This is a genomic window from Modicisalibacter sp. MOD 31.J (assembly GCF_020147985.1).
Lineage (GTDB): Bacteria > Pseudomonadota > Gammaproteobacteria > Pseudomonadales > Halomonadaceae > Modicisalibacter > Modicisalibacter coralii.
Window position 1 is genome coordinate 927,932 of record NZ_JAGXFF010000001.1, and the last position, 20,700, is coordinate 948,631.

The window sequence follows — 20,700 nt, forward strand, 5'->3', positions numbered from 1 at the left end:
TCACGCCACCCGTACCCTGTCGTGCTCATCACGAGCGTCCTTGAACGAGAGAACCCCATGCCGGTCACCTGCCTTCGATTTCCCATGACGATTGCCCGTTCGCCCGTCGGCGGCATGACGCTTGCCGACCGTGACGCCATCACGGTCGCCGCCGCCCGGGTCGCGCCCGCATCGAACGCCCCGTCGGCCCCGTGCCGACGGGGCGGTTGCGTTGCGGCGATCGTCACGCGCTTTCGCACCGTCACGCCGAGGAGTCCCAGCCATGATGCTCGATGATCCGTCCGTCAAGTACCGCCCCTTCACCGCCGTCGATCTGCCCGACCGCCAGTGGCCCGGCAAGCGGCTCACGCATCCGCCGCAGTGGTGCAGCGTCGACATGCGCGACGGCAATCAGGCGCTGATCGATCCCATGGATCTCGAGCGCAAGCGGCGCTTCTTCGAGCTGCTGGTGGCGGTCGGCTTCAAGCAGATCGAGGTGGGCTTTCCTTCAGCGTCGCAGATCGACTTCGATTACGTGCGCGAGCTGATCGACAACGATCGGGTGCCCGACGACGTGACCATACAGGTGCTCACCCAGGCGCGCCCGCATCTGATCGACCGCACCTTCGAGGCCCTCAAGGGCGCCAAGCGGGCCATCGTCCACGTCTACAATGCCACCGATCCGGTGTTCCGCCGGGTGGTCTTCGACGTCGATAAGACGCAGTGCATCGAGATCGCCACTGAGGCCACCACGCTGATCAAGCAGCGCATGGCGGAGAACCCCGAGACCGCCTGGACCTTCCAGTACTCGCCGGAACTGTTCACCTCCACCGAGCTGGATTTCGCCGTGGAGATCGTCGACGCCGTGACCGCCACCTATGGTCCGACGCCGGACGCGCCGATGATCGTCAACCTGCCGGCGACGGTGGAGATCGCCACGCCCAACCACTACGCCGACCAGATCGAGTGGTTCTGCCGGCACGTCGCCAACCGCGACAGCCTGATCGTCAGCCTGCACCCGCACAACGATCGCGGCACCGGCATCGCCGCCGCCGAGCTGGGGCTGATGGCCGGCGCCGACCGGGTCGAGGGCACGCTGTTCGGCAACGGCGAGCGTACCGGCAACGTCGACATCGTCACCCTGGCGATGAACCTCTACACCCAAGGCGTGCATCCGGCGCTGGACTTCTCCAACATCACGCCGATCATGCGCGAGGTGGAGCACTGCAACCAGTTGCCGGTGCATCCGCGCCACCCCTACGTCGGCGATCTGGTGTTCACGGCCTTCTCCGGCTCCCACCAGGACGCGATCAAGAAGGGCATGGCCGAGCGGCGCGACAATCCCGATGGCCTGTGGCAGGTGCCCTACCTGCCGATCGACCCGCTCGACGTGGGGCGTACCTACGAGGCGGTGATCCGCGTCAACAGCCAGTCGGGCAAGGGCGGCGTCGCCTATCTGCTCGAGCAGGAGCACGGCATCGAACTGCCGCGGCGGTTGTCCATCGAGTTCAGCCAGGTGGTGCAGGCCGTCGCCGAGCGCACCGGCCGCGAGATCACCTCGCAGATGATCTATCAGGCGTTCGCCGACGAATACCTGAAAGCCGACTCGCACTATCGGCTGGTCAACCATCGCCTGAGTTCGGAAGCGGACAGCTCGCGGTTGCGTCTCGAGGCGGCGCTCGAGGTGGACGGCGAGTCGCACACCATCGCCGCCACGGCCAACGGGCCGCTGGATGCCTTCGTCAAGGCGTTGGTCGCGAACGGCCGCGACATCGAACTCATCGATTACCACGAGCACGCCCGTGGCCAGGGCTCCGATGCCGAGGCGATCGCCTACGTCGAGATGCGTATCGACGACCGGGCGATCTTCGGGGTGGGCATCGACGAGAGCATCACCAGCGCCTCGATGAAGGCGGTGCTGGGCGCGATCAACCGTCACCTGACCGCCGACCAGGCCGTCGCCCCCAACGTCACCGCCGACTCGTTGGCTTGAAGCCATAAGCCATAAGCCATAAGCGGTAAGTTGAACCCCCAGGGACGCATGCCCTTGGGGGTTTCTTATGGCTTACAGCTCAAGGCTTACAGCTCAAGGCTAGAGTGGTGTCTTGCTGCGCTCCCCCGGCACCTCGCGCACCAGGCGCGGCAACAGGAAGCCCGCGACCCGGTCGCGCAATTGACGGTGCAGGGCGACGGCGTCGGCGTCGGGGACGTCGAAGTGCGCCGCACCGCTGACCGGGTCGAGCACGTGCAGGTAGTAGGGCAGCATCCCGGCGTCGAACAGCGCCTCGGACAGCTCGGCCAGCGTTTCGACGTCATCGTTGACGCCGCGCAGCAGCACGCTCTGGTTGAGCAGGGTGACCCCGGCCGTCTTCAGCCGCGCGCAGGCCTCGATCACCGCCGCGTCGATCTCGCGCGGGTGGTTGATGTGCAGCACCATCACCGTCTGCAGTCGGGTGGTGGTCAACCAGGCGAGCAGGGCGTCGTCGACCCGGTCGGGGATCACCACCGGCAGCCGGGTATGGATGCGCAGCCGCTTGAGATGGCCGATGTCGCCGAGCCGCTCGACCAGCCAGGCCAGGCGCTTGTCGCTGGATGCCAGCGGGTCGCCCCCGGAGAGAATCGCCTCCTGGATCGACGGATCGTCGCGCAGATAGTCGAGGCTCGCCTGCCACTGCTCGCGGGACGGTGAATTCTCGGCATAGGGAAAGTGACGGCGAAAGCAGTAGCGGCAGTTGATCGCACAGGCCGGGCTGGTGATCAGCAGCACCCGCCCGGGGTACTTGTGGATCAGTCCGCGCCGGGGGGTGTGCTCGGCCTCGGCCAGCGGGTCGTCGACGAAGCCGGGCACCGCCCGGGCCTCGGCGTCGAGCGGCAGGACCTGGCGCAGCAGGGGATCCTTGGGATCGCCCGGGCGCATGCGCGTCAGGTAGGCCTCGGGCACGCGGACCTCGAAGAGCGCGTGTCCGGCCTCGGCGCCGGGCAGCCAACAGGCGTCGAGGCTCACGCGGGCGAGCAGTTCGCGCGGGTCGCGAATCGCCTGGCGCAGCTGTGCCTGCCAGCCGCGCGACAGGGCGATCGGCTCGCGGGCCTCACTGCGCTGCAAAAGGTTCGGGCTTCGGGTTATCATTCGCGACACCATAATCGATGGGGCGAGGTCGAAAGGACGCTTCGCCGAAAACATGGCGCGCGGCTCGTCGCCGCTGCGCCGAGATCATCAGTGAGGAATCATGGCGAGCTATTCTACCAACGAATTCAAGGGCGGGCTGAAGGTGATGCTGGATGGCGACCCTTGTGCCATCGTCGAGAACGAATTCGTCAAGCCCGGCAAGGGACAGGCCTTCAACCGCGTCAAGTTGCGCAATCTGATGACCGGACGCGTCTGGGAACGCACCTTCAAGTCCGGTGAGTCGCTGGAAGCCGCCGACGTGCTCGATCTGGAGATGGAGTATCTCTACAACGACGGCGAGATGTGGCACTTCATGAAGACCGACGGCTCCTTCGAGCAGTACGCGGTCGACAAGCGCGCCCTGGGCGACAACGAGAAGTGGCTCAAGGAGCAGGTGGCCTACACCGTGACGCTGTGGAACGACAACCCGATCAGCGTGTCGGCGCCCAACTTCATCGAACTGGAAGTCACCGAGACCGATCCCGGCCTCAAGGGCGATACCGCCCAGGGCGGCTCCAAGCCGGCGACGCTGTCCTCCGGGGCGGTGGTGCGCGTGCCGCTGTTCATCAACGAGGGCGAAGTGTTGAAGGTCGATACGCGGACCGGCGAGTACGTCTCTCGCGCTTGACCCCGGGTCCTGCCTGCGCACGCGTATGCCCGAGTTCTCTGGGCCGGGGGTGTGGGAAATGGAATGGACCCGTCCCCCTTGTGCCAAGATGAGTTTGCAACGCCATCTATCGGTGCACGGGGCACCCACGGCATCCTAGAGGAGGGGCCATCCATGAATAACATTAGCATTGTGGGTCTCGATCTCGCCAAGCATGTCTTCCAACTGCACGCTATCGATGCACACGGCCGCAAGGTCTTCGGCAAGTCGGTGAGCCGCCAGCAACTGCGCCTGACACTGAGCCAGATGCCGCCGTGCCGGGTCGCGATGGAAGCCTGTGGTTCGGCCCATTACTGGGCACGCGAGATCCGCGCGATGGGGCATGACGCGCTCCTGTTGGCGCCCCAGGCCGTGAAGCCCTTCGTCCAGGGCCACAAGAACGACGCCCGCGATGCGGTGGGGATCGCCGAGGCGGCGGCGCGTCCCGCCACGCCCCACGTGGCCATCAAGACCGAGGCGCAACAGGCGCTTCAGGCCATACATCGGGTACGCACGCGCCTGGTCCGCGAGCGCACGGCGATCGGCAATGAGCTACGGGGTCTGATGGGCGAGTTCGGACTCGTGGTGGCCCAGGGCCACGCGGTGCTTCGCCAGGGCGTCGCCCGAGAGCTGATCGACCAACACTGTGAGCGGCTGGGTAGCGCCCTGTGCGCCCTACTGGAAGACCTAATCGCCCAATGGCGTGACGTGGACGAGCGGCTCAAGGGTTATGACAAGCAGCTGATGGCACTGGCCAAGGCCTCGTCGGATGCCGAACGGCTGATGAGCGTGCCCGGCATCGGTCCGGTCAATGCCACGCTGTTGCTGAGCCATCTGGGCGATCCCCGGCGTTTCCCCAACGGCCGCCAGTTCAGTGCCTCGATCGGTCTGGTACCGCGGCAGTTCTCCAGTGGTGGCAAGGCGCGGTTGAGGGGCATCACCAAACGGGGCAACGGCGAGGTGCGACGCCAGTTGGTGCATGGGGCCCGGGCGGCCTTACGCCAGTTCCAGCGCCAGGCGGCTCCCGACCGGCTGGCCCGTTGGGTCTGTGAGCTGGCGGCACGCGTGGGCCAACGCAAGGCGATCGTGGCGCTGGCCAACAAGCTGGCCCGTATCTGTTGGTCCGTGCTGGCTCATAGCCGGCCTTATCAGCCTCAGGGCCAGGTGATCTGAGGGCCGGACGGGAAGAAAGGCAAGAAGCGCAAGCGGATACAGAAAAGCGTTTTCCGAGGTTGCGCGGGCAAGTTGCCTCGATGACATGGTCGGCAAGACCGGCTCTCTGGCACACTGATAATTCGCTAGGCCCGTTGGAGGCCGTGTGGGAGATAAGAGGCCAGAGAGCGCGCATTCCATCAGGGCCCGGCGCCGCAGGCGCCACAAGAGGCCGGATATAAGCGTGCAGTCTCACCTCATGTCTCGTTGCTGCTGGCTTGCACAACGGGACGGGTCCATATAAGCGAATTTATTCGCGATAGCTGGTAGTTGGAGCCCGTCGGGAACAAGTTCCCTCCCACCGGGCTACGAGCAGCTGGAGACAGCCGCGCTTCTATCAAGCTTCCAAAGGCCACGCAAAGGCGTGGCCTTTGCCGTTTGGGAGTCTGTATCGATGGACGACTGGCAGCCCACGGCGAGCCTCGCGACGCTGCGCGAGCGGGCACGGCTGTTCGCCGAGGTACGCCGCTTCTTCGCCGAGCGCGACGTGCTGGAGGTGGAAACGCCGGTGCTGGGCCATGGGGGCAGCACCGACGTGCATCTGGATTCGCTGTCGACCCCGGCGACGACACCGGCGGGGCAGGAGCGGCTGTGGCTGCAGACCTCGCCGGAGTTCGCCATGAAGCGCCTGCTCGCTGCCGGCAGCGGGCCGATCTTCCAGCTGGCGCGCTGCTTTCGCGACGGCGAGGTGGGCAGCCGTCACAACCTCGAGTTCACCATGCTCGAATGGTACCGACCGGGCTTTTCGCTGGATGCGCTGATCGACGAGACCGAGGCGCTGATCCGCACGCTGCTGCCCGCGGCGGGGCCGAGACGACAGCGTCGCTATCGCGATCTGTTCCGCGAGTGCCTCGCCGTGGATCCGTTCACCACGCCGCTCGACGCGTTGCGCCGGCTGGCCGGGGAGCGCGGCGGGCTCGACATGCACGATGCCGATCGCGACGGCTGTCTGGATCTGTTGATGAGCCTGGCCATCGAGCCGACGCTGGGCCGCGAGGGGATCGACGTGGTCGTCGACTATCCGGCGAGTCAGGCGGCACTGGCGCGCCATGCCACCGATGCCGAAGGCGATCGGGTGGCGGCGCGCTTCGAGGTCTACGTTGCGGGGCTGGAACTGGCCAACGGCTACGACGAGCTGGTCGAGGCCGGCGAGCAGGCCGCGCGTTTCGCTGCCGACAACGCCGCCCGCGAGGCCGCCGGCAAGCCCGCGGTGGCGGTCGATCGGCGCCTGATCGCCGCCCTCGAGGCGGGCATGCCCGAAGGCAGCGGCGTGGCGCTGGGCATCGATCGGCTGATCCAGCTGGCGCTGGGCAAGGCCAGCCTCGCCGAGGTCATGGCCTTTCCCGCACCGCGCTGCTGAGCGCGGCCCGCGTTCACTGGCTCAGGCGAGGCACCAGCGGCAGCACCGTGAACACGCTGTCGGCGCCTTCGATGCCGAAGTCGTTGTCGTTGGCGAGCAGCAGGTGGGTGGCGTCGAGCACGGCCACGCCCTCGATCTTGCTGGCCAGCGCCGGGGCGTCGGTCAGCGAATCGAAGACCAGCTGCTTGGCCACCGGCACGATACCGGCACTCGCCGGGTCGTCGATCTGGGCCAGGGTCGGGCGGGTGTCGAGGGCGTCGTACTCGCCGCCCAGCAGATCGGTCGCCTCACTCGCACCGATCCGGTAGAGCTTGGTGGTCTTGCTGACCCGCTCGAGGACGATCAGCCGGCCATCGGGCAGGATGCTCATCTCGCTGACCTTGACACTGCTCTGCTTGGCGTTGGCATCGCCGCGTCCGCTATCGGCATCGTGGAAGGTGTCCGGGGTGTCCAGCCGATACAGATACTCGTGGGCGACCCCGGCGAAGCGGCCCTGGTCGTCGAGGTCGACCGCGAACAGGCGAACGTTGCGCGAGGTCTTGTAGGCCGCCTTGTCGGGGTTGGCCAGCGGGCTCTGCATGGCGAAATACAGGGTGCGGCCATCCGGCGACAGGGCCAGCGACTCGGCGCCGCGATTGAGCTTGCGGCGCGACAGGATGGTCGGCAGTTCGCCGGCGAGGGGATAGTTCGCCGCCTTCAGGTCGTCGACTTCGTTGTCGGGAACCACGCGCTGCAGGATGGTGCCGTCGGCGGCGGCGTGGACCAGGCTGGGGCCGTACTCCTCGCTCAGCCAGAAACTGCCGTCCGCCAGGCGCACCAGTCCTTCGGGGTCCAGGCCCTCGGGGTCGAGCGGCAGCCGTGTGCCGTGGGCGTCGTAGCCGTTCTCGGTGTCGGTCACCGTCAGGGGGTTGCCGATGCCGCTGATCGGCTGGCCCTGGCTGTCCTTGAGGTCGATGCGACGTTCGACCCGGGCGGTGAGGTGGCCGTCGGCGTCGGTGCCGAGGCGGATGGCCGTGATCTGCGGCGTGAAACCGGGCATCGGGAAGATCTTGCCGTCGTTGTCGACACCCTGCGGCCCCTTGCAGAAATCCGCCACGCCGACGACCTTGCCGCTATCGTCGCAGTGGATGTTGGGCCCGCGGTCGGTCAGTGCATAGACGAGATCGGCGGGATCGCCGTCGCGATGGGTGGCGCTGCTGGCGTAGCCCAGGGTGAGGGCGAGGGTCTTGCCGTTATCGAAGGCGGTATCACCGAGCGGCGTGTCCAGGGCCGTGCTGCCCGTACCGATGCCGGCACCGCCGGCGTTCGGGGTGGCGGCCCCGGCGGTGCCGGCGATGGCCAGCGTCAGGGTCAGCGACAGCAGGGGCGCGGCCCCCCGGGTGAAACAGGGCATGTGAGCTTCCTCTAATGGGGAGAAAGCGTCCAGCCTCGTCGAGAATCATGTCGAAACGATGGCAGGTTGATGTCGCGCTCAATCCCCGGTGCCGGGAATCCGCTCGGCGGCGGCGTCTGCCGCCGCTGCGCCGGGAAACGCGCCCAGGCTCTGCCCCATGCGCACGAAACTGCCGTCGGCCTGCAGGTCCTGACGAAAGGCCACGGGGTCGGCACAGCACAGGATCACCGTCGAGCCCAGCTTGAAGCGTCCCATCTCCTCGCCCCGGGCGAGGCGGATCGGTGCGTCGAAGCGTGTGGTCTGGATCTCCCCGGATTGCGGCGTGACCTGGCCGGCCCATACGGTCTCGATCGCCGCGACGATCATCGCGCCCACCAGCACCATTGCCATGGGGCCGTGGGGGGTATCGAAGAAGCACACCAGTCGCTCGTTGCGGGCGAACAGTCCCGGCACGTGATCGGCGGTGGCCAGATTGACCGAGAACAGCCGCCCGGGGACGTAGACGGTCTCGCGCAGGGTGCCGTCGAGCGGCATGTGCACGCGGTGATAGTCGCTGGGCGAGAGATACACCGTGGCAAAGCTGCCGTCGCGAAAGGGGGCGGCCTGGTCGGCGTTACCGCCGAGCAGGTGGGTCAGCGAATAGTGCTGCCCCTTGGCCTGGATCAGCGTGCCGCGCTCGATGCGCCCCGACTGCGAGAGGAAACCGTCGGCCGGCGAGACCAGACCGTCGCCGAGCGGCCGGGCATCGGGCTTCAGTGCGCGAGTGAAGAAGTCGTTGAAGCAGGGGTAGGCGCGCGGATCGGGTTCGACGGCCTGGCTCATGTCGACATCGAAGGCGCGGATGAAACGCTCGATGAAGGTGTTCTTGACCCAGGGGGTGCGACAGCGCGCCAGATAGCCGATCAGGCGCGAGATCAGGTGCTGGGGCAGGGGGTACTGGCTCAGGGCGAACAGCTTGGCGCGATCCACGGGCACGATATCCACGTCGAGGAGAGAAAAGCCGCCACGATAGTCGTGGCGGCGGGGGATCGCAACACGCGGCGGCGCGCCGGGGCGTCTACGTCTCGATCGGCGTGTCGTCGCGGTTGCCCCATTCCTGCCAGGAGCCGGGGTAGCCGCGGATCTTCTCGAAGCCCAGCGCTTTGCCCACCAGCCAGGTGAAGCCGCTGCGGTGATGGCTCTGGCAGTGAGTGACGACTTCCATGTCGGGGGTGAGCCCCAGCGCCTCGAGTTCGGTGATCAGTTCGGCGTAGTCGCGGATACGCAGGTTGCGCTCGCGATCCATGGCGTCGGTCCACTGCATGTTGACCGCGCCGGGGATGTGCCCCAGGTGCTTGTTCTGGCCCTTCTCGCCGCGGTACTCCTCGGGCGAGCGGGCATCCCAGACCGCCAGCGTCCTGTCGGCGAGGCGCTCGGCGATTTCCTCGCGTTCGATCATCACCGCGGGGTTGAGGATCTCGGCGCGATAGTCGCTGGGCGTGGGCTCGTGCGGCGTGGTGGATTGTTCCAGGCCGGCGGCCCGCCAGGCCTGGATGCCCCCATTGAGGTAGGAGTAGCGGGTATGGCCGATCAGCTCGAGGGTCCACAGCAGGCGTCCGGCCCAGCCGCCGCCCTCGTCGTCGTAGGCAACGACGTGGGTGTCGCGGGTCAGCCCCAGCGACGCGAACAGCGCCGACAATGCCGCCTCGTCGGGCACGTCGTTGGGCACCTCGCCGCTGCCGACCATCAGCCGGCGATGATCGAGGAACACCGCGCCGGGTACATGGCCCTCGCCGTAGCTGTCGGCCTTGAGCGGTACGTCGACGATCAACAGCTGCGGTTCGTCGAGTCTCTCGGCAAGCTGTTCCGGCTCGACGATCAGGGGCAGCAGGTTGTCTTCGGAACTCATCGGTCACTCCTTTCCGGGAAGCGGAATCGCCAGGCAATGATGGGGATGATGGCACAGCCACCCGGGCCTCGCGAGGCCCGGTGTGGTTGCTGCCGGCCGGCGGGTCAGCGGTCGTCGAGGCCGTCGAGAATGCGCCGGTAGCTGGCGAAGCGCTCGGCACTGATCGCCTCGCGGTCGACGGCATCGAGCAGTGCACAGCCGGGTTCGTTGCGGTGGCGGCAGTCACGGAAACGGCAGCGGCCCAGGTAGTCGCGAAACTCGATGAAGCCGTCGGTGATCCGCGTCTCATCGAGATGGCCGAGGCCGAACTCGCGGATCCCCGGGGAGTCGACCAGTTCGCCGCCGGCGGGCAGCGTGTAGAGCCGGGCGGTGGTGGTGGTGTGGGTGCCCTTGCGCGACTCCTCGGAGAGCGCGCCGATGCGCAGGGCCTCGTCCGGCAGCAGGCGGTCGATGAGTGAGGACTTGCCGACCCCGCTCTGCCCGACGAACACCGACGTGCGCCCGGTGAGCTGCGCGTGCAGGGCATCGAGGCCGGTGGCGCCCCGGGTGGTGGCGCGCACCACCTGATAGCCCAGCGCGCGGTAGCGTTCCAGCAGCCGGCCCAGCTCGCCGCCGCCCTCGGGCAGCAGGTCGGTCTTGTTGAGCACCAGGACAGGCGTGATGCCGGTGGCCTCGGCGGCGACCAGGTAGCGGTCGATGAGGTTGGCGAACGGCGCGGGCTCCACGGCGAAGACGATCAGGATCTGATCGATGTTGGCGGCGACCGGCTTGAGCTGGCCGCGCGGATCGGGGCGCTCGAGCACGTTGTCGCGGGCATCGCGGGCCACCACCACGCCGCTGCCGTCGGTGGCCTGGCGCCATATCACCCGGTCGCCGGTGACCAGGCTGTCGAGGTTGGCGCGCAGGTGGCAACGATGCAAGGCATCGTCGTCATTGCCGCGGATGTCCAGGCTGCGGCCGAAGTGGGCGATCACCCGGCCGGGCTGCTCGTGGCCGTATTCGCCCGCCTCCAGCGCCTGGCTCTCGCGCTCGGTCTGCTTGTCGGCGCGTGCCGCGCGCTCGGCCTGGATCTTCTCGATGCGCCAGCGTTGCTGGCGGGTCAGCTTGCGTTTGCTCATGGGGCCTCGAGGGAGCGTACAATGGCCCCATTGTAACCAGCCATGCCGTGGCTGTCCGAGCCCCTGATGGCGTTGCCGCGAGCGCACGCGCCATGGCCTCGTTCAGACCGGCGATGCGTCCCGTAATCAAGGAGCCCTCATGGCCGACTCTGCCGCCCCGCGCAACGATCTGCTGGTGTGGATCGATCTCGAGATGACCGGCCTCGATCCCGACAAGGAGCGGATCATCGAGGTGGCGACGCTGATCACCGACGGCGAGTTGAACCTCGTCGCCGAAGGGCCGGTGATCGCCGTCAAGCAGTCCGATGCCCTGCTCGGGGCGATGGATGAATGGAACACCAAGACCCACGGCGAGTCGGGGCTGATCGATCGGGTCAAGGCGAGCACGGTGGATACCGCGACCGCCGAGCGCCGGACGCTGGATTTCCTGGCGCAATACGTGGCGCCCAACTCCTCGCCGGTGTGCGGCAACAGCGTTCACCAGGACCGGCGCTTTCTCGAGCGCGAGATGCCCGAGCTGCTGGCGTTCTTCCACTATCGCAATCTCGACGTCTCGACGCTGAAGGAACTCGCCAAGCGCTGGAACCCCGAGGCGCTCAAGGGCTTCGAGAAGCGCAACACCCACCAGGCGCTCGACGACATCCGCGAGTCGGTGGCGGAGTTGCGCCATTACCGGCGGACCTTCCTCAATCTCGAGCCGCCCAGGGATGACGAAGAGGAGTGACGGTTCAGGCCTGATACCGTTTCAGACCCGGGTTCGTGGGAAATGGAATGGACCCGTCCCCCTTGTGCCAAGATGAGTTTGCAACGCCATCTATCGGTGCACGGGGCACCCACGGCATCCTAGAGGAGGGGCCATCCATGAATAACATTAGCATTGTGGGTCTCGATCTCGCCAAGCATGTCTTCCAACTGCACGCTATCGATGCACACGGCCGCAAGGTCTTCGGCAAGTCGGTGAGCCGCCAGCAACTGCGCCTGACACTGAGCCAGATGCCGCCGTGCCGGGTCGCGATGGAAGCCTGTGGTTCGGCCCATTACTGGGCACGCGAGATCCGCGCGATGGGGCATGACGCGCTCCTGTTGGCGCCCCAGGCCGTGAAGCCCTTCGTCCAGGGCCACAAGAACGACGCCCGCGATGCGGTGGGGATCGCCGAGGCGGCGGCGCGTCCCGCCACGCCCCACGTGGCCATCAAGACCGAGGCGCAACAGGCGCTTCAGGCCATACATCGGGTACGCACGCGCCTGGTCCGCGAGCGCACGGCGATCGGCAATGAGCTACGGGGTCTGATGGGCGAGTTCGGACTCGTGGTGGCCCAGGGCCACGCGGTGCTTCGCCAGGGCGTCGCCCGAGAGCTGATCGACCAACACTGTGAGCGGCTGGGTAGCGCCCTGTGCGCCCTACTGGAAGACCTAATCGCCCAATGGCGTGACGTGGACGAGCGGCTCAAGGGTTATGACAAGCAGCTGATGGCACTGGCCAAGGCCTCGTCGGATGCCGAACGGCTGATGAGCGTGCCCGGCATCGGTCCGGTCAATGCCACGCTGTTGCTGAGCCATCTGGGCGATCCCCGGCGTTTCCCCAACGGCCGCCAGTTCAGTGCCTCGATCGGTCTGGTACCGCGGCAGTTCTCCAGTGGTGGCAAGGCGCGGTTGAGGGGCATCACCAAACGGGGCAACGGCGAGGTGCGACGCCAGTTGGTGCATGGGGCCCGGGCGGCCTTACGCCAGTTCCAGCGCCAGGCGGCTCCCGACCGGCTGGCCCGTTGGGTCTGTGAGCTGGCGGCACGCGTGGGCCAACGCAAGGCGATCGTGGCGCTGGCCAACAAGCTGGCCCGTATCTGTTGGTCCGTGCTGGCTCATAGCCGGCCTTATCAGCCTCAGGGCCAGGTGATCTGAGGGCCGGACGGGAAGAAAGGCAAGAAGCGCAAGCGGATACAGAAAAGCGTTTTCCGAGGTTGCGCGGGCAAGTTGCCTCGATGACATGGTCGGCAAGACCGGCTCTCTGGCACACTGATAATTCGCTAGGCCCGTTGGAGGCCGTGTGGGAGATAAGAGGCCAGAGAGCGCGCATTCCATCAGGGCCCGGCGCCGCAGGCGCCACAAGAGGCCGGATATAAGCGTGCAGTCTCACCTCATGTCTCGTTGCTGCTGGCTTGCACAACGGGACGGGTCCATATAAGCGAATTCATTCGCGATTGAATGCGGCACGGCTTCCGCTATCGGGAACAAGTTCCCTCCCACGGGGCTCAGCCGCTGGACAGGGCGATGGGGCGTTTGCGGTGCTGGCGATCCAGCGCCCAGCGCACGTGCTCGCGGACCAGTTCCGACGGGTAGGCGAGCCGGGCGTGTAGCGCGCCCTCCACGGCGCGGCTCCAGGGGGCGTTGCCGAGCCCCACGGCGAGGTTGCGCAACCAGCGCTCGTAGCCGATACGGCGGATCGCGCTGCCCTGGGTCTTGTCGAGGAATTCCTCCTCGCTCCAGGCGAACAGCGTCACCAGGTCGGCACGGTCGAGGTCGTGACGCGGGGCGAAGTCCGGCTCGTCGCTGGCGCGGGTGAAGCGCGTGAACGGGCAGACCAGTTGGCAATCGTCGCAGCCGTAGACGCGATTGCCGATCGCCTCGCGGAAGTGCTCGGGGATGCTGCCGTGCAGTTCGATGGTCAGGTACGAGATGCAGCGCCGAGCGTCGATGACCTTGTCGTCGACGATCGCGCCGGTCGGGCAGGCGGTCTGGCAGGCACTGCAGGAGCCGCAGTGCTCGCGCTCGAACGGGGTGTCCACCGGGAGCGGCAGGTCGGTGTAGAGTTCGCCGAGAAAGAACAGCGAGCCGGCCTGGGGATTGAGCAGCATGGCGTTCTTGCCGAACCAGCCCAGCCCGGCCTTCTGCGCCAGGGCGCGTTCCATCACCGGTGCCGAGTCGACGAAGGCGCGATAGCCGTAGTCACCGACCTCGGCCTCGATGCGCTTGGCCAGCTCGGCCAGGCGCTTGCGGATCAGCTTGTGGTAGTCGCGGCCCAGCGCATAGCGCGAGACGTAGGCTTTCTGCGGCCGACCGAGCACCCTGGTGGTCTCGACCTCCGGCGGCAGGTAGTCCATGCGCACGCTGATCACGCGCAGCGTGCCGGGGACCAGTTCGGCCGGGCGGGTACGCTTGGTGCCGTGCTTGGTCATGTAGTCCATCTCGCCCTGGTAACCGGCGGCCAGCCAGCGCTCGAGATAGCGTTCATGGCTTGCCAGGTCGGTATCGGTGATGCCGACCTGCTGGAAGCCCAGTTCGCGGCCCCATTGCTTGATACGCGCGGCCAGGTCGGCGGGATCGTCCAGATCGCGAGCGTCGGGCTGTCGGAGGTGGCTGACGGTCATGAGTCCACGTCGGGTCGCTGGTGCTGCAGGAAGAAAGGGGCGCAGCCTACACTATTCGCCAGATTCGCCAAACCATGTTCCTACCGCGGAGGAGACAATGTCGAGCCATTCCAGTCGTTCGCTCTATCTGGCCGATCAGGTGCGCGAGATCGACCGGCGGGTGATCGCCGCCAGTGCGGAGCCCGGTGACGAGGCGGCGGGCTTCGCGCTGATGCGCCGGGCGGCCCGTGCCGCCTATGCCGAGCTGCGTCGTCGCTGGCCCGAGGCACGGCGACTGAGCGTGTTGTGTGGCGCCGGCAACAACGCCGGCGACGGTTACGTGATCGCCGCGCTCGCCGCCGGCGAGGGGCTGGCGGTGCAGTTGCTCGCGGTGCGCGAGCCCGAGGCGCTCAAGGGCGAAGCGGCGCTCGCCCACGAGACGGCGACGCTGGCCGGGCTGCGCGCCGAACCCTGGCGCCCCGGCACACCGCTGAACGGCGATGTGGTGGTCGATGCCCTGCTCGGTACGGGGCTGGGTGGCGAGGTGCGCGAGCCCTACGCCGCGGCGATCGATGCCATCAACGCCAGCGGTCGGCCGGTGCTGGCCGTCGACATCCCCTCGGGGCTGGCGGCGGATAGTGGGGCGGTCCTGGGCCGAGCGGTACAGGCCGATCTCACCGTCACCTTCATCGCCGACAAGCTCGGGCTGCATACCGGCCGGGCGCCGGATCACGTCGGCGAACTCATGTTCCGGGGGCTGGGCAGTCGGGCCGAGGCGATGCGCGACCTGCGGCCGGTGGCCGAGCTGCTCGAGGCGGCGATCGTCGCCGAGATGCTGCCGCCGCGCCCGCGCAGTAGCCACAAGGGCGATTTCGGCCACGTGCTGGTGCTCGGCGGCGCGCCCGGCTTCGGCGGGGCGGCGCTGCTCGCCAGCCAGACCGCCGCGCGCCTGGGCGCCGGCAAGGTCAGTCTGGCGACGGCGCCGGAGCACGTCAGCGCCAGTCTCACCCGCACCCCCGAGGTGATGGCGAGGGGCGTGCGCGGCGTGAGCGATGCCCGGGGCCTGATCGAGGCGGCCGACGTGATCGTCGTCGGGCCCGGGTTGGGCCAGGATGCCTGGGGGCAGGGGCTCTTCCAGGCGGCCCTGGAAGCCGGCAAGCCGCTGGTCGTGGATGCCGATGCGCTCAACCTGCTGGTCACGCACTGGCCCGAGGTCCGGCGCGACGACTGGATACTCACTCCGCATCCCGGCGAAGCGGGGCGCCTGCTGGGGCTGGGGGGCGCCGAGATCCAGGCCGATCGGCTCGCTGCGGTGCGCCAGTTGCAGGCGGCCCGTGGCGGAACGGTGCTGCTCAAGGGCGCCGGCAGCCTGGTCGCGGGGCCCGCCGGCATCGGCGTCTGCTCCTACGGCAATCCGGGCATGGCCAGCGGTGGCATGGGCGATGTGCTGTCGGGGCTGCTCGGGGCGCTCGTCGCCCAGGGGCTGTCACCGGAGACGGCGGCCCGGGTCGGCGTGGTCCTCCACGCCCGTGCCGCCGACCGGGCGGCGGACGAGCACGGCGAACGTGGCCTGCTGGCGGGCGATCTGGCATCCTATGCGCGAATCCTGGTGAATGGTTGAACCCCGACACGACAATGGATATCTCCCTGCCCGACGAATCCGCGCATGTCGCTTTCGGCGAAGCGTTGGGGCGTGCCCTGGCCGGGCGTGGCTGCGTCTATCTCGACGGTGAGCTGGGGGCCGGCAAGACCACCCTGGCGCGCGGCATCCTGCGCGCCTACGGCTACCAGGGCGCGGTGAAGAGCCCCACCTATACCCTGGTGGAGCCTTACGAGCTGGACGCGGCGCGGGTCCATCATTTCGATCTCTATCGGCTGGGCGATCCCGAGGAACTGGAGTTCATCGGCGCGCGCGACCTGCTCGACGGCGAGGCACTGAATCTCGTCGAGTGGCCGAGCCGCGGCGAGGGGTTCCTGCCGCCGGCGGATCTTTATGTGGGGCTGCGCGTGGCCGCGGTCGGGCGTGAGGCGCATTTGCAGGCCGGGAGCCCGCTGGGCGAGACGGTGATCGCCCGTCTGTCGAGCGCCGACGTCGACAAGGATATCCGATAGTTCATGATTGGTTTGTTACGTTCAACGCGTCGCCGTCGCGGCGCCGGTCCCGGGCGCCGGGCGACGACCGTCCTGCTGGGTGTCGTCGCCGCGCTGGCCTGCGGGCTGGCCAGCGCCAACAGCGTCGACAATCTGCGCCTGTGGTCGGCGCCGGACCACGTGCGTCTGGTCTTCGACATGACCGATACCCCCGAGGCCAGCATCTTCACGCTGGACAACCCGCGACGTCTGGTGATCGATCTCAGCGATACCCGGCTCGATGCGAACACCGGCGACGTCGACCTGGCCGACAGCGCGATCGACGACATCCGTACCGGGGTGCGTCACGGTGACGACCTGCGCGTGGTACTCGACCTGAATCGTGCGGTCGAGCCCCACCATTTCGCGTTGCCGCCCAACGATCAGTACAGCCACCGGCTGGTGGTCGACCTGGAGTACCCCGGCGAGAGTGCGGTCAGCGATCCGATCGATCCCATCGAGGCGATGATTCGCGAGCAGGAGATCGCCGCCGGCCTGGCCAAGGCCCAGGCCAAGGCGTCCGGCAAGGCCCAGCCGGCGACGGTCGACTCGCGTGAAAAGGCCAAGCCGCATCCCAAGCGCGACATCATCATCGCCGTGGATGCCGGCCACGGCGGCGAGGACCCCGGTGCCACCGGTGCCGACGGCACCCACGAGAAGGACATCACGCTGGCGATCGCCCGCAAGCTCAAGGCGATCATCGACAACACGCCCGGCTTCAAGGCGATATTGACCCGCGACGGCGACTATTATGTCGGCCTGCGCCAGCGAACCCTGCTGGCGCGGCAGCAGAAGGCGGACTTCTTCGTCTCGATCCATGCCGATGCCTTCAAGAGCCCGCGGCCCACCGGCAGCTCGGTGTTCGCGCTGTCACAGAGCGGGGCGACGTCGGAAACCGGTAAGTGGCTGGCCGCCAAGGAGAACCGCTCGGACCTGATCGGCGGTGTCGACGGCAACCTGAATCTGGCCGACAAGGACGAGACCCTGCGCGGGGTGTTGCTCGACCTGACCATGACCGCCACGCTCAACGACTCGCTGGCCGCCGGCGGTCAGGTGCTGGATCAGCTCGACAAGATCAACAGCCTGCACAAGTCGCGGGTCGAGCAGGCCGGCTTCGTGGTGCTCAAGTCGCCGGACATTCCCTCGCTGCTGGTCGAGACCGGGTTCATCTCCAATCCGCGCGAGGAGCGCCGGCTCAAGGATCCCGGTTACCAGCGCAAGCTGGCACAGTCGATCTTCGCCGGGCTCGACGCGCACTTCCATCAGAACCCGCCGCCCAGCAGCCTGCTTGCCTGGCAGCGCGACCAGCAGCGTGCCCAGCAGGCCAACGAGTACCGCATCCAGCCGGGCGATACGCTCTCCGAGATCGCCTCGCGTCACCGGGTCTCGCTCAGCGCCCTGCGCCAGGCCAACGAGCTCGACGGCGACGTGATCCGCGTGGGCCAGGTGCTGAGGATTCCCAGTGGCTGACGGCACAGCGAGCGACATGACGATGACCGCATCACGACGCATCCAGATCCTCGCCCCTCGGCTGGCCAACCAGATCGCCGCCGGGGAGGTGGTCGAGCGCCCCTCGTCGGTGCTCAAGGAGCTGGTGGAAAATGCCATCGACGCCGGTAGCCGGCGTATCGAGATCGAGATCGAGGCGGGCGGGGCGCGCCTGATCAAGGTGCGTGACGACGGCAGCGGCATCGCCGAGGCCGACCTGCCGTTGGCGCTGTCTCGCCACGCGACCAGCAAGATCGCCTCCCTCGAGGAGCTCGAGGGCGTCGCCAGCCTGGGCTTTCGCGGCGAGGCACTGGCCTCGATCAGTTCGGTGTCGCGGCTGGAACTGGTCTCCAATACCGCCGAGGATCCCACCGCCGGCTGGCGCGTGGTCGCCGAGGGTCGGCAGATGGAGCCGCGAGTGTCGCCGGCGCCGCATCCGCGGGGCACCTCGGTGACGGTCCGCGACCTGTTCTTCAACACCCCGGCGCGGCGCAAGTTCCTGCGCACCGAGAAGACCGAGTTCGGCCATCTCGAGGAGGCCTTTCGCCGGCTGGCGCTGTCGCGCTACGACATCGGCTGGGTGCTGCGCCACAATCAGAAGACCGTGCACCAGTTGCGTCCGGCCGGCGACGGGGTGGCCAGCGAGCGCCGCGTGAGCGGCTTGCTGGGCGACAAGTTCCTCGCCAATGCGCTGCACCTGGACATCGAGGCCTCCGGTCTGCGGCTGTGGGGCTGGGTGGGGCTGCCGACCCATTCGCGGGCCCAGGCCGATCAGCAGTACTTCTTCGTCAACGGCCGGGTGGTGCGCGACCGGCTGGTGGCGCACGCCATACGCCAGGCCTATCGCGACGTGCTGTTCCACGGCCGTCACCCGGTGTTCGTGCTCTATCTCGAGCTCGACCCCACGGTGGTCGACGTCAACGTCCATCCCACCAAGCATGAAGTGCGCTTTCGCGACGGCCGTCTGGTCCACGATTTCCTGTTTTCCAGCCTGCACCGGGCACTCGGTGAGGTGCGCCCCGACGCCAGCGGTCAGGCGCCGGTCTCGGTCGAGGAATCCAGCGCCGCGGCGCCGGCCACGACCCCGACCGAGCCAGCCCCGTCCGAGACGCCCCGGCCCGCCTGGCAGCAGCAGCCGATGGCGCTGCGCGGTGGCGATCGCGACGGCGGCGCACCGCCGCGGGCCGCGTCGCCTGGCGCGGCGCGGGTGCGCGAATTCATGGCCGGGTATCACGCCCTGCACCCCGATCACGAGGCGCAGCTGCTGACCCCGCAGGCCGACCCCGCGGTGGGCGGTGCCGCCGCCGGCACCGCGCTCGACGAACGGCGTCAGGCTGCCGAGCGGCACCAGACGCTGCCCGAGGACGACCCCACCCAGGCGCCGCCGCTCGGCTATGCCATCGCCCAGTTGCACGGCGTCTACATCCTGTCGCAGACCGCCCGCGGGCTGGTGGTGGTCGACATGCACGCCGCCCACGAACGGATCACCTACGAGCGCATGAAGACCCAGGTCCATGGCGGCGCGCTCGACGCCCAGCCGCTGCTGGTGCCGGTCTCGCTGGCGGTGAGCGCCAACGCCGTGGAGACCGCCGAGCAGTGTCCCGAGGCCTTCCGGCGGCTGGGGGTCGAGCTCGACGTCGCCGGTCCGGAGACCTTGCTGGTTCGTCAGGTGCCGGCGCTGCTCGCCGATGCCGACGTCGAGCCGCTGGTCCGCGACATGCTCGGCGATCTCGAGCGTTACGGCCGCTCCGACCGCCTGGAGGCGCACATCAACGAACTGCTGTCGACCATGGCCTGCCATGGCAGCGTGCGGGCCAACCGCCGGTTGACCATCCCCGAGATGAACGCCCTGTTGCGCGACATGGAGCGCACCGAACGCAGCGGTCAGTGCAACCATGGCCGGCCCACCTGGACCGAGATGTCGATGCACGACCTCGACAAGCTGTTCATGCGGGGGCAGTGAACGACGCATGCGACAAGACGACGCACGTCCGACGGTGATCCTGCTGATGGGGCCCACCGCCTCGGGCAAGACCGACCTGGCGATGGCGCTGCACGAGCGGCTCGACGTCGAGTTGATCAGCGTCGACTCGGCGATGGTCTATCGCGGCATGGACATCGGCACCGCCAAGCCCTCGGCCGAGGAACTGGCCCGGGCGCCGCACCGGCTGATCGACATTCGCGACCCGGCCGAGCCCTATTCGGCGGCCGAGTTCCGCGACGACGCCCGCCGCGAGATCGACGAGATCCTCGCGGCGGGGCGCACGCCGCTGCTGGTGGGCGGGACCATGCTCTACTTTCGCAGCCTGATGGGCGGGGTGGCGCGGCTGCCCTCGGCCGACCCGGCCGTGCGCGCCGAGCTCGAGGCCTGGGCGGCCCGCGACGGGCTCGGGGCGCTGCACGACGAGCTCGCGAGGGTCGATCCCGAATCGGCGGCGCGCATCCATCGCAACGATCCGCAGCGCACGATGCGGGCCCTGGAGGTCCAGCGCCTGAGCGGGCGGCCGATGAGCGAACTGTGGCGCGAGCAGCCCGAGGAAACTCTGCCGTGGCGGGCGTTGTCCATAGGCCTGGCGCCCTTCGACCGTCGGGTATTGCACGCGCGGATCGCCGAGCGTTTCGCCATGATGCTCGAGGCCGGGTTCATCGACGAGGTGGCGGCGCTCCGGCGTCGCGCCGACCTGCATGCCGATCTTCCCGCGATGAAGAGTGTCGGCTATCGTCAGGTCTGGGAATACCTCGACGGCCGCCACGACATGGCGAGTTTGCGCGACCGGGGCGTGGTGGCGACCCGTCAGCTGGCCAAGCGTCAGATCACCTGGCTGCGCGGCTGGCCGGCCCTGAACTGGATCGATTCCCGGGGCGACGATCCGCTTGCCGAGGCCTTGAAAATCGTGCGCCAATGCAGCACTTAGCGTAGTATGGAGGCTTGGGTCTGGCGGTGGCGGCGTGCCCGCGGCCAAGGCTCCTGCCCTG

At 68.1% G+C, this 20,700-nt stretch carries 17 protein-coding genes; 11 read left to right on the forward strand and 6 right to left on the reverse strand.

All coding sequences use genetic code 11. The annotated features are described in order from the left end of the window. Window positions 1-262: 262 nt before the first annotated feature. Entirely contained in the window at window positions 263-1,972 is a 1,710-nt protein-coding gene (gene leuA / locus KGR00_RS04105; protein ID WP_224417562.1) for a 2-isopropylmalate synthase, read from the forward strand. A gap of 99 nt (window positions 1,973-2,071) precedes the next feature. On the opposite strand, the gene epmB is transcribed toward leuA, so the two are convergent. Further along, window positions 2,072-3,106 (reverse strand): EF-P beta-lysylation protein EpmB, encoded by a 1,035-nt coding sequence (epmB, locus tag KGR00_RS04110; RefSeq protein WP_224417561.1) that lies wholly within the window; start codon window positions 3,104-3,106, stop codon window positions 2,072-2,074. 100 nt (window positions 3,107-3,206) lie between these two features. Between epmB and efp the strand changes: the two genes are divergently transcribed. The 3 genes from efp to epmA all read left to right on the forward strand — a co-directional run bounded on the left by efp (window position 3,207) and on the right by epmA (window position 6,363). After that, entirely contained in the window at window positions 3,207-3,773 is a 567-nt protein-coding gene (efp, locus tag KGR00_RS04115; RefSeq protein WP_224417560.1) for an elongation factor P, read from the forward strand. Window positions 3,774-3,926: 153 nt separating this feature from the next. Next, a complete protein-coding gene (locus KGR00_RS04120) occupies window positions 3,927-4,964 on the forward strand; it encodes an IS110 family transposase (protein ID WP_224424161.1) in 1,038 nt (345 codons plus the stop codon). A gap of 433 nt (window positions 4,965-5,397) precedes the next feature. Further along, window positions 5,398-6,363, forward strand: coding sequence for an EF-P lysine aminoacylase EpmA (gene epmA, locus KGR00_RS04125; protein WP_224417559.1), 966 nt, complete (start codon window positions 5,398-5,400; stop codon window positions 6,361-6,363). Window positions 6,364-6,376: 13 nt separating this feature from the next. Here the strand turns inward: epmA and KGR00_RS04130 are convergent, their stop codons facing one another. The 4 genes from KGR00_RS04130 to rsgA all read right to left on the reverse strand — a co-directional run bounded on the left by KGR00_RS04130 (window position 6,377) and on the right by rsgA (window position 10,762). Further along, complete coding sequence (locus KGR00_RS04130) at window positions 6,377-7,756, reverse strand: esterase-like activity of phytase family protein (protein WP_224417558.1); 1,380 nt, start codon at window positions 7,754-7,756, stop codon at window positions 6,377-6,379. Window positions 7,757-7,834: 78 nt separating this feature from the next. After that, window positions 7,835-8,725 carry an archaetidylserine decarboxylase gene (gene asd / locus KGR00_RS04135; RefSeq protein ID WP_129141115.1) on the reverse strand — a complete coding sequence of 297 codons (891 nt, stop codon included), beginning with the start codon at window positions 8,723-8,725 and terminating at the stop codon, window positions 7,835-7,837. 88 nt (window positions 8,726-8,813) lie between these two features. Further along, window positions 8,814-9,644 carry a rhodanese-like domain-containing protein gene (locus tag KGR00_RS04140; RefSeq protein ID WP_129141107.1) on the reverse strand — a complete coding sequence of 277 codons (831 nt, stop codon included), beginning with the start codon at window positions 9,642-9,644 and terminating at the stop codon, window positions 8,814-8,816. A gap of 104 nt (window positions 9,645-9,748) precedes the next feature. Beyond that, window positions 9,749-10,762 carry a small ribosomal subunit biogenesis GTPase RsgA gene (gene rsgA / locus KGR00_RS04145; protein WP_224417557.1) on the reverse strand — a complete coding sequence of 338 codons (1,014 nt, stop codon included), beginning with the start codon at window positions 10,760-10,762 and terminating at the stop codon, window positions 9,749-9,751. A 139-nt stretch (window positions 10,763-10,901) separates the two neighbouring features. Here rsgA and orn point away from each other — a divergent pair, with 139 nt between their 5' ends. Then, window positions 10,902-11,486 carry an oligoribonuclease gene (gene orn, locus KGR00_RS04150; RefSeq protein WP_129141105.1) on the forward strand — a complete coding sequence of 195 codons (585 nt, stop codon included), beginning with the start codon at window positions 10,902-10,904 and terminating at the stop codon, window positions 11,484-11,486. Between the two features lie 137 nt (window positions 11,487-11,623). Then, entirely contained in the window at window positions 11,624-12,661 is a 1,038-nt protein-coding gene (locus KGR00_RS04155; RefSeq protein ID WP_224424161.1) for an IS110 family transposase, read from the forward strand. Between the two features lie 350 nt (window positions 12,662-13,011). Here the strand turns inward: KGR00_RS04155 and queG are convergent, their stop codons facing one another. Then, window positions 13,012-14,127, reverse strand: coding sequence for a tRNA epoxyqueuosine(34) reductase QueG (queG, locus tag KGR00_RS04160; RefSeq protein ID WP_224417555.1), 1,116 nt, complete (start codon window positions 14,125-14,127; stop codon window positions 13,012-13,014). Window positions 14,128-14,224: 97 nt separating this feature from the next. On the opposite strand from queG, the gene KGR00_RS04165 reads away from it, so the two are divergent. The 5 genes from KGR00_RS04165 to miaA are packed head-to-tail and all read left to right on the forward strand — an operon-like array spanning window position 14,225 to window position 20,639. Next, on the forward strand, window positions 14,225-15,727 hold the full coding sequence (locus KGR00_RS04165; protein WP_224417554.1) for an NAD(P)H-hydrate dehydratase: 1,503 nt from the start codon (window positions 14,225-14,227) through the stop codon (window positions 15,725-15,727). Window positions 15,728-15,741: 14 nt separating this feature from the next. Beyond that, window positions 15,742-16,218, forward strand: coding sequence for a tRNA (adenosine(37)-N6)-threonylcarbamoyltransferase complex ATPase subunit type 1 TsaE (gene tsaE, locus KGR00_RS04170; RefSeq protein WP_129141102.1), 477 nt, complete (start codon window positions 15,742-15,744; stop codon window positions 16,216-16,218). Between the two features lie 3 nt (window positions 16,219-16,221). Next, window positions 16,222-17,706: an N-acetylmuramoyl-L-alanine amidase gene (locus tag KGR00_RS04175; RefSeq protein ID WP_224417553.1), complete on the forward strand. Its 1,485-nt coding sequence runs from the start codon at window positions 16,222-16,224 to the stop codon at window positions 17,704-17,706. 22 nt (window positions 17,707-17,728) lie between these two features. Then, window positions 17,729-19,687, forward strand: a complete 1,959-nt coding sequence (gene mutL / locus KGR00_RS04180) for a DNA mismatch repair endonuclease MutL (RefSeq protein ID WP_224419814.1) — start codon at window positions 17,729-17,731, stop codon at window positions 19,685-19,687. A 7-nt stretch (window positions 19,688-19,694) separates the two neighbouring features. Then, complete coding sequence (gene miaA, locus KGR00_RS04185; protein ID WP_224417552.1) at window positions 19,695-20,639, forward strand: tRNA (adenosine(37)-N6)-dimethylallyltransferase MiaA; 945 nt, start codon at window positions 19,695-19,697, stop codon at window positions 20,637-20,639. The last annotated feature ends 61 nt before the right edge of the window (window positions 20,640-20,700 follow it).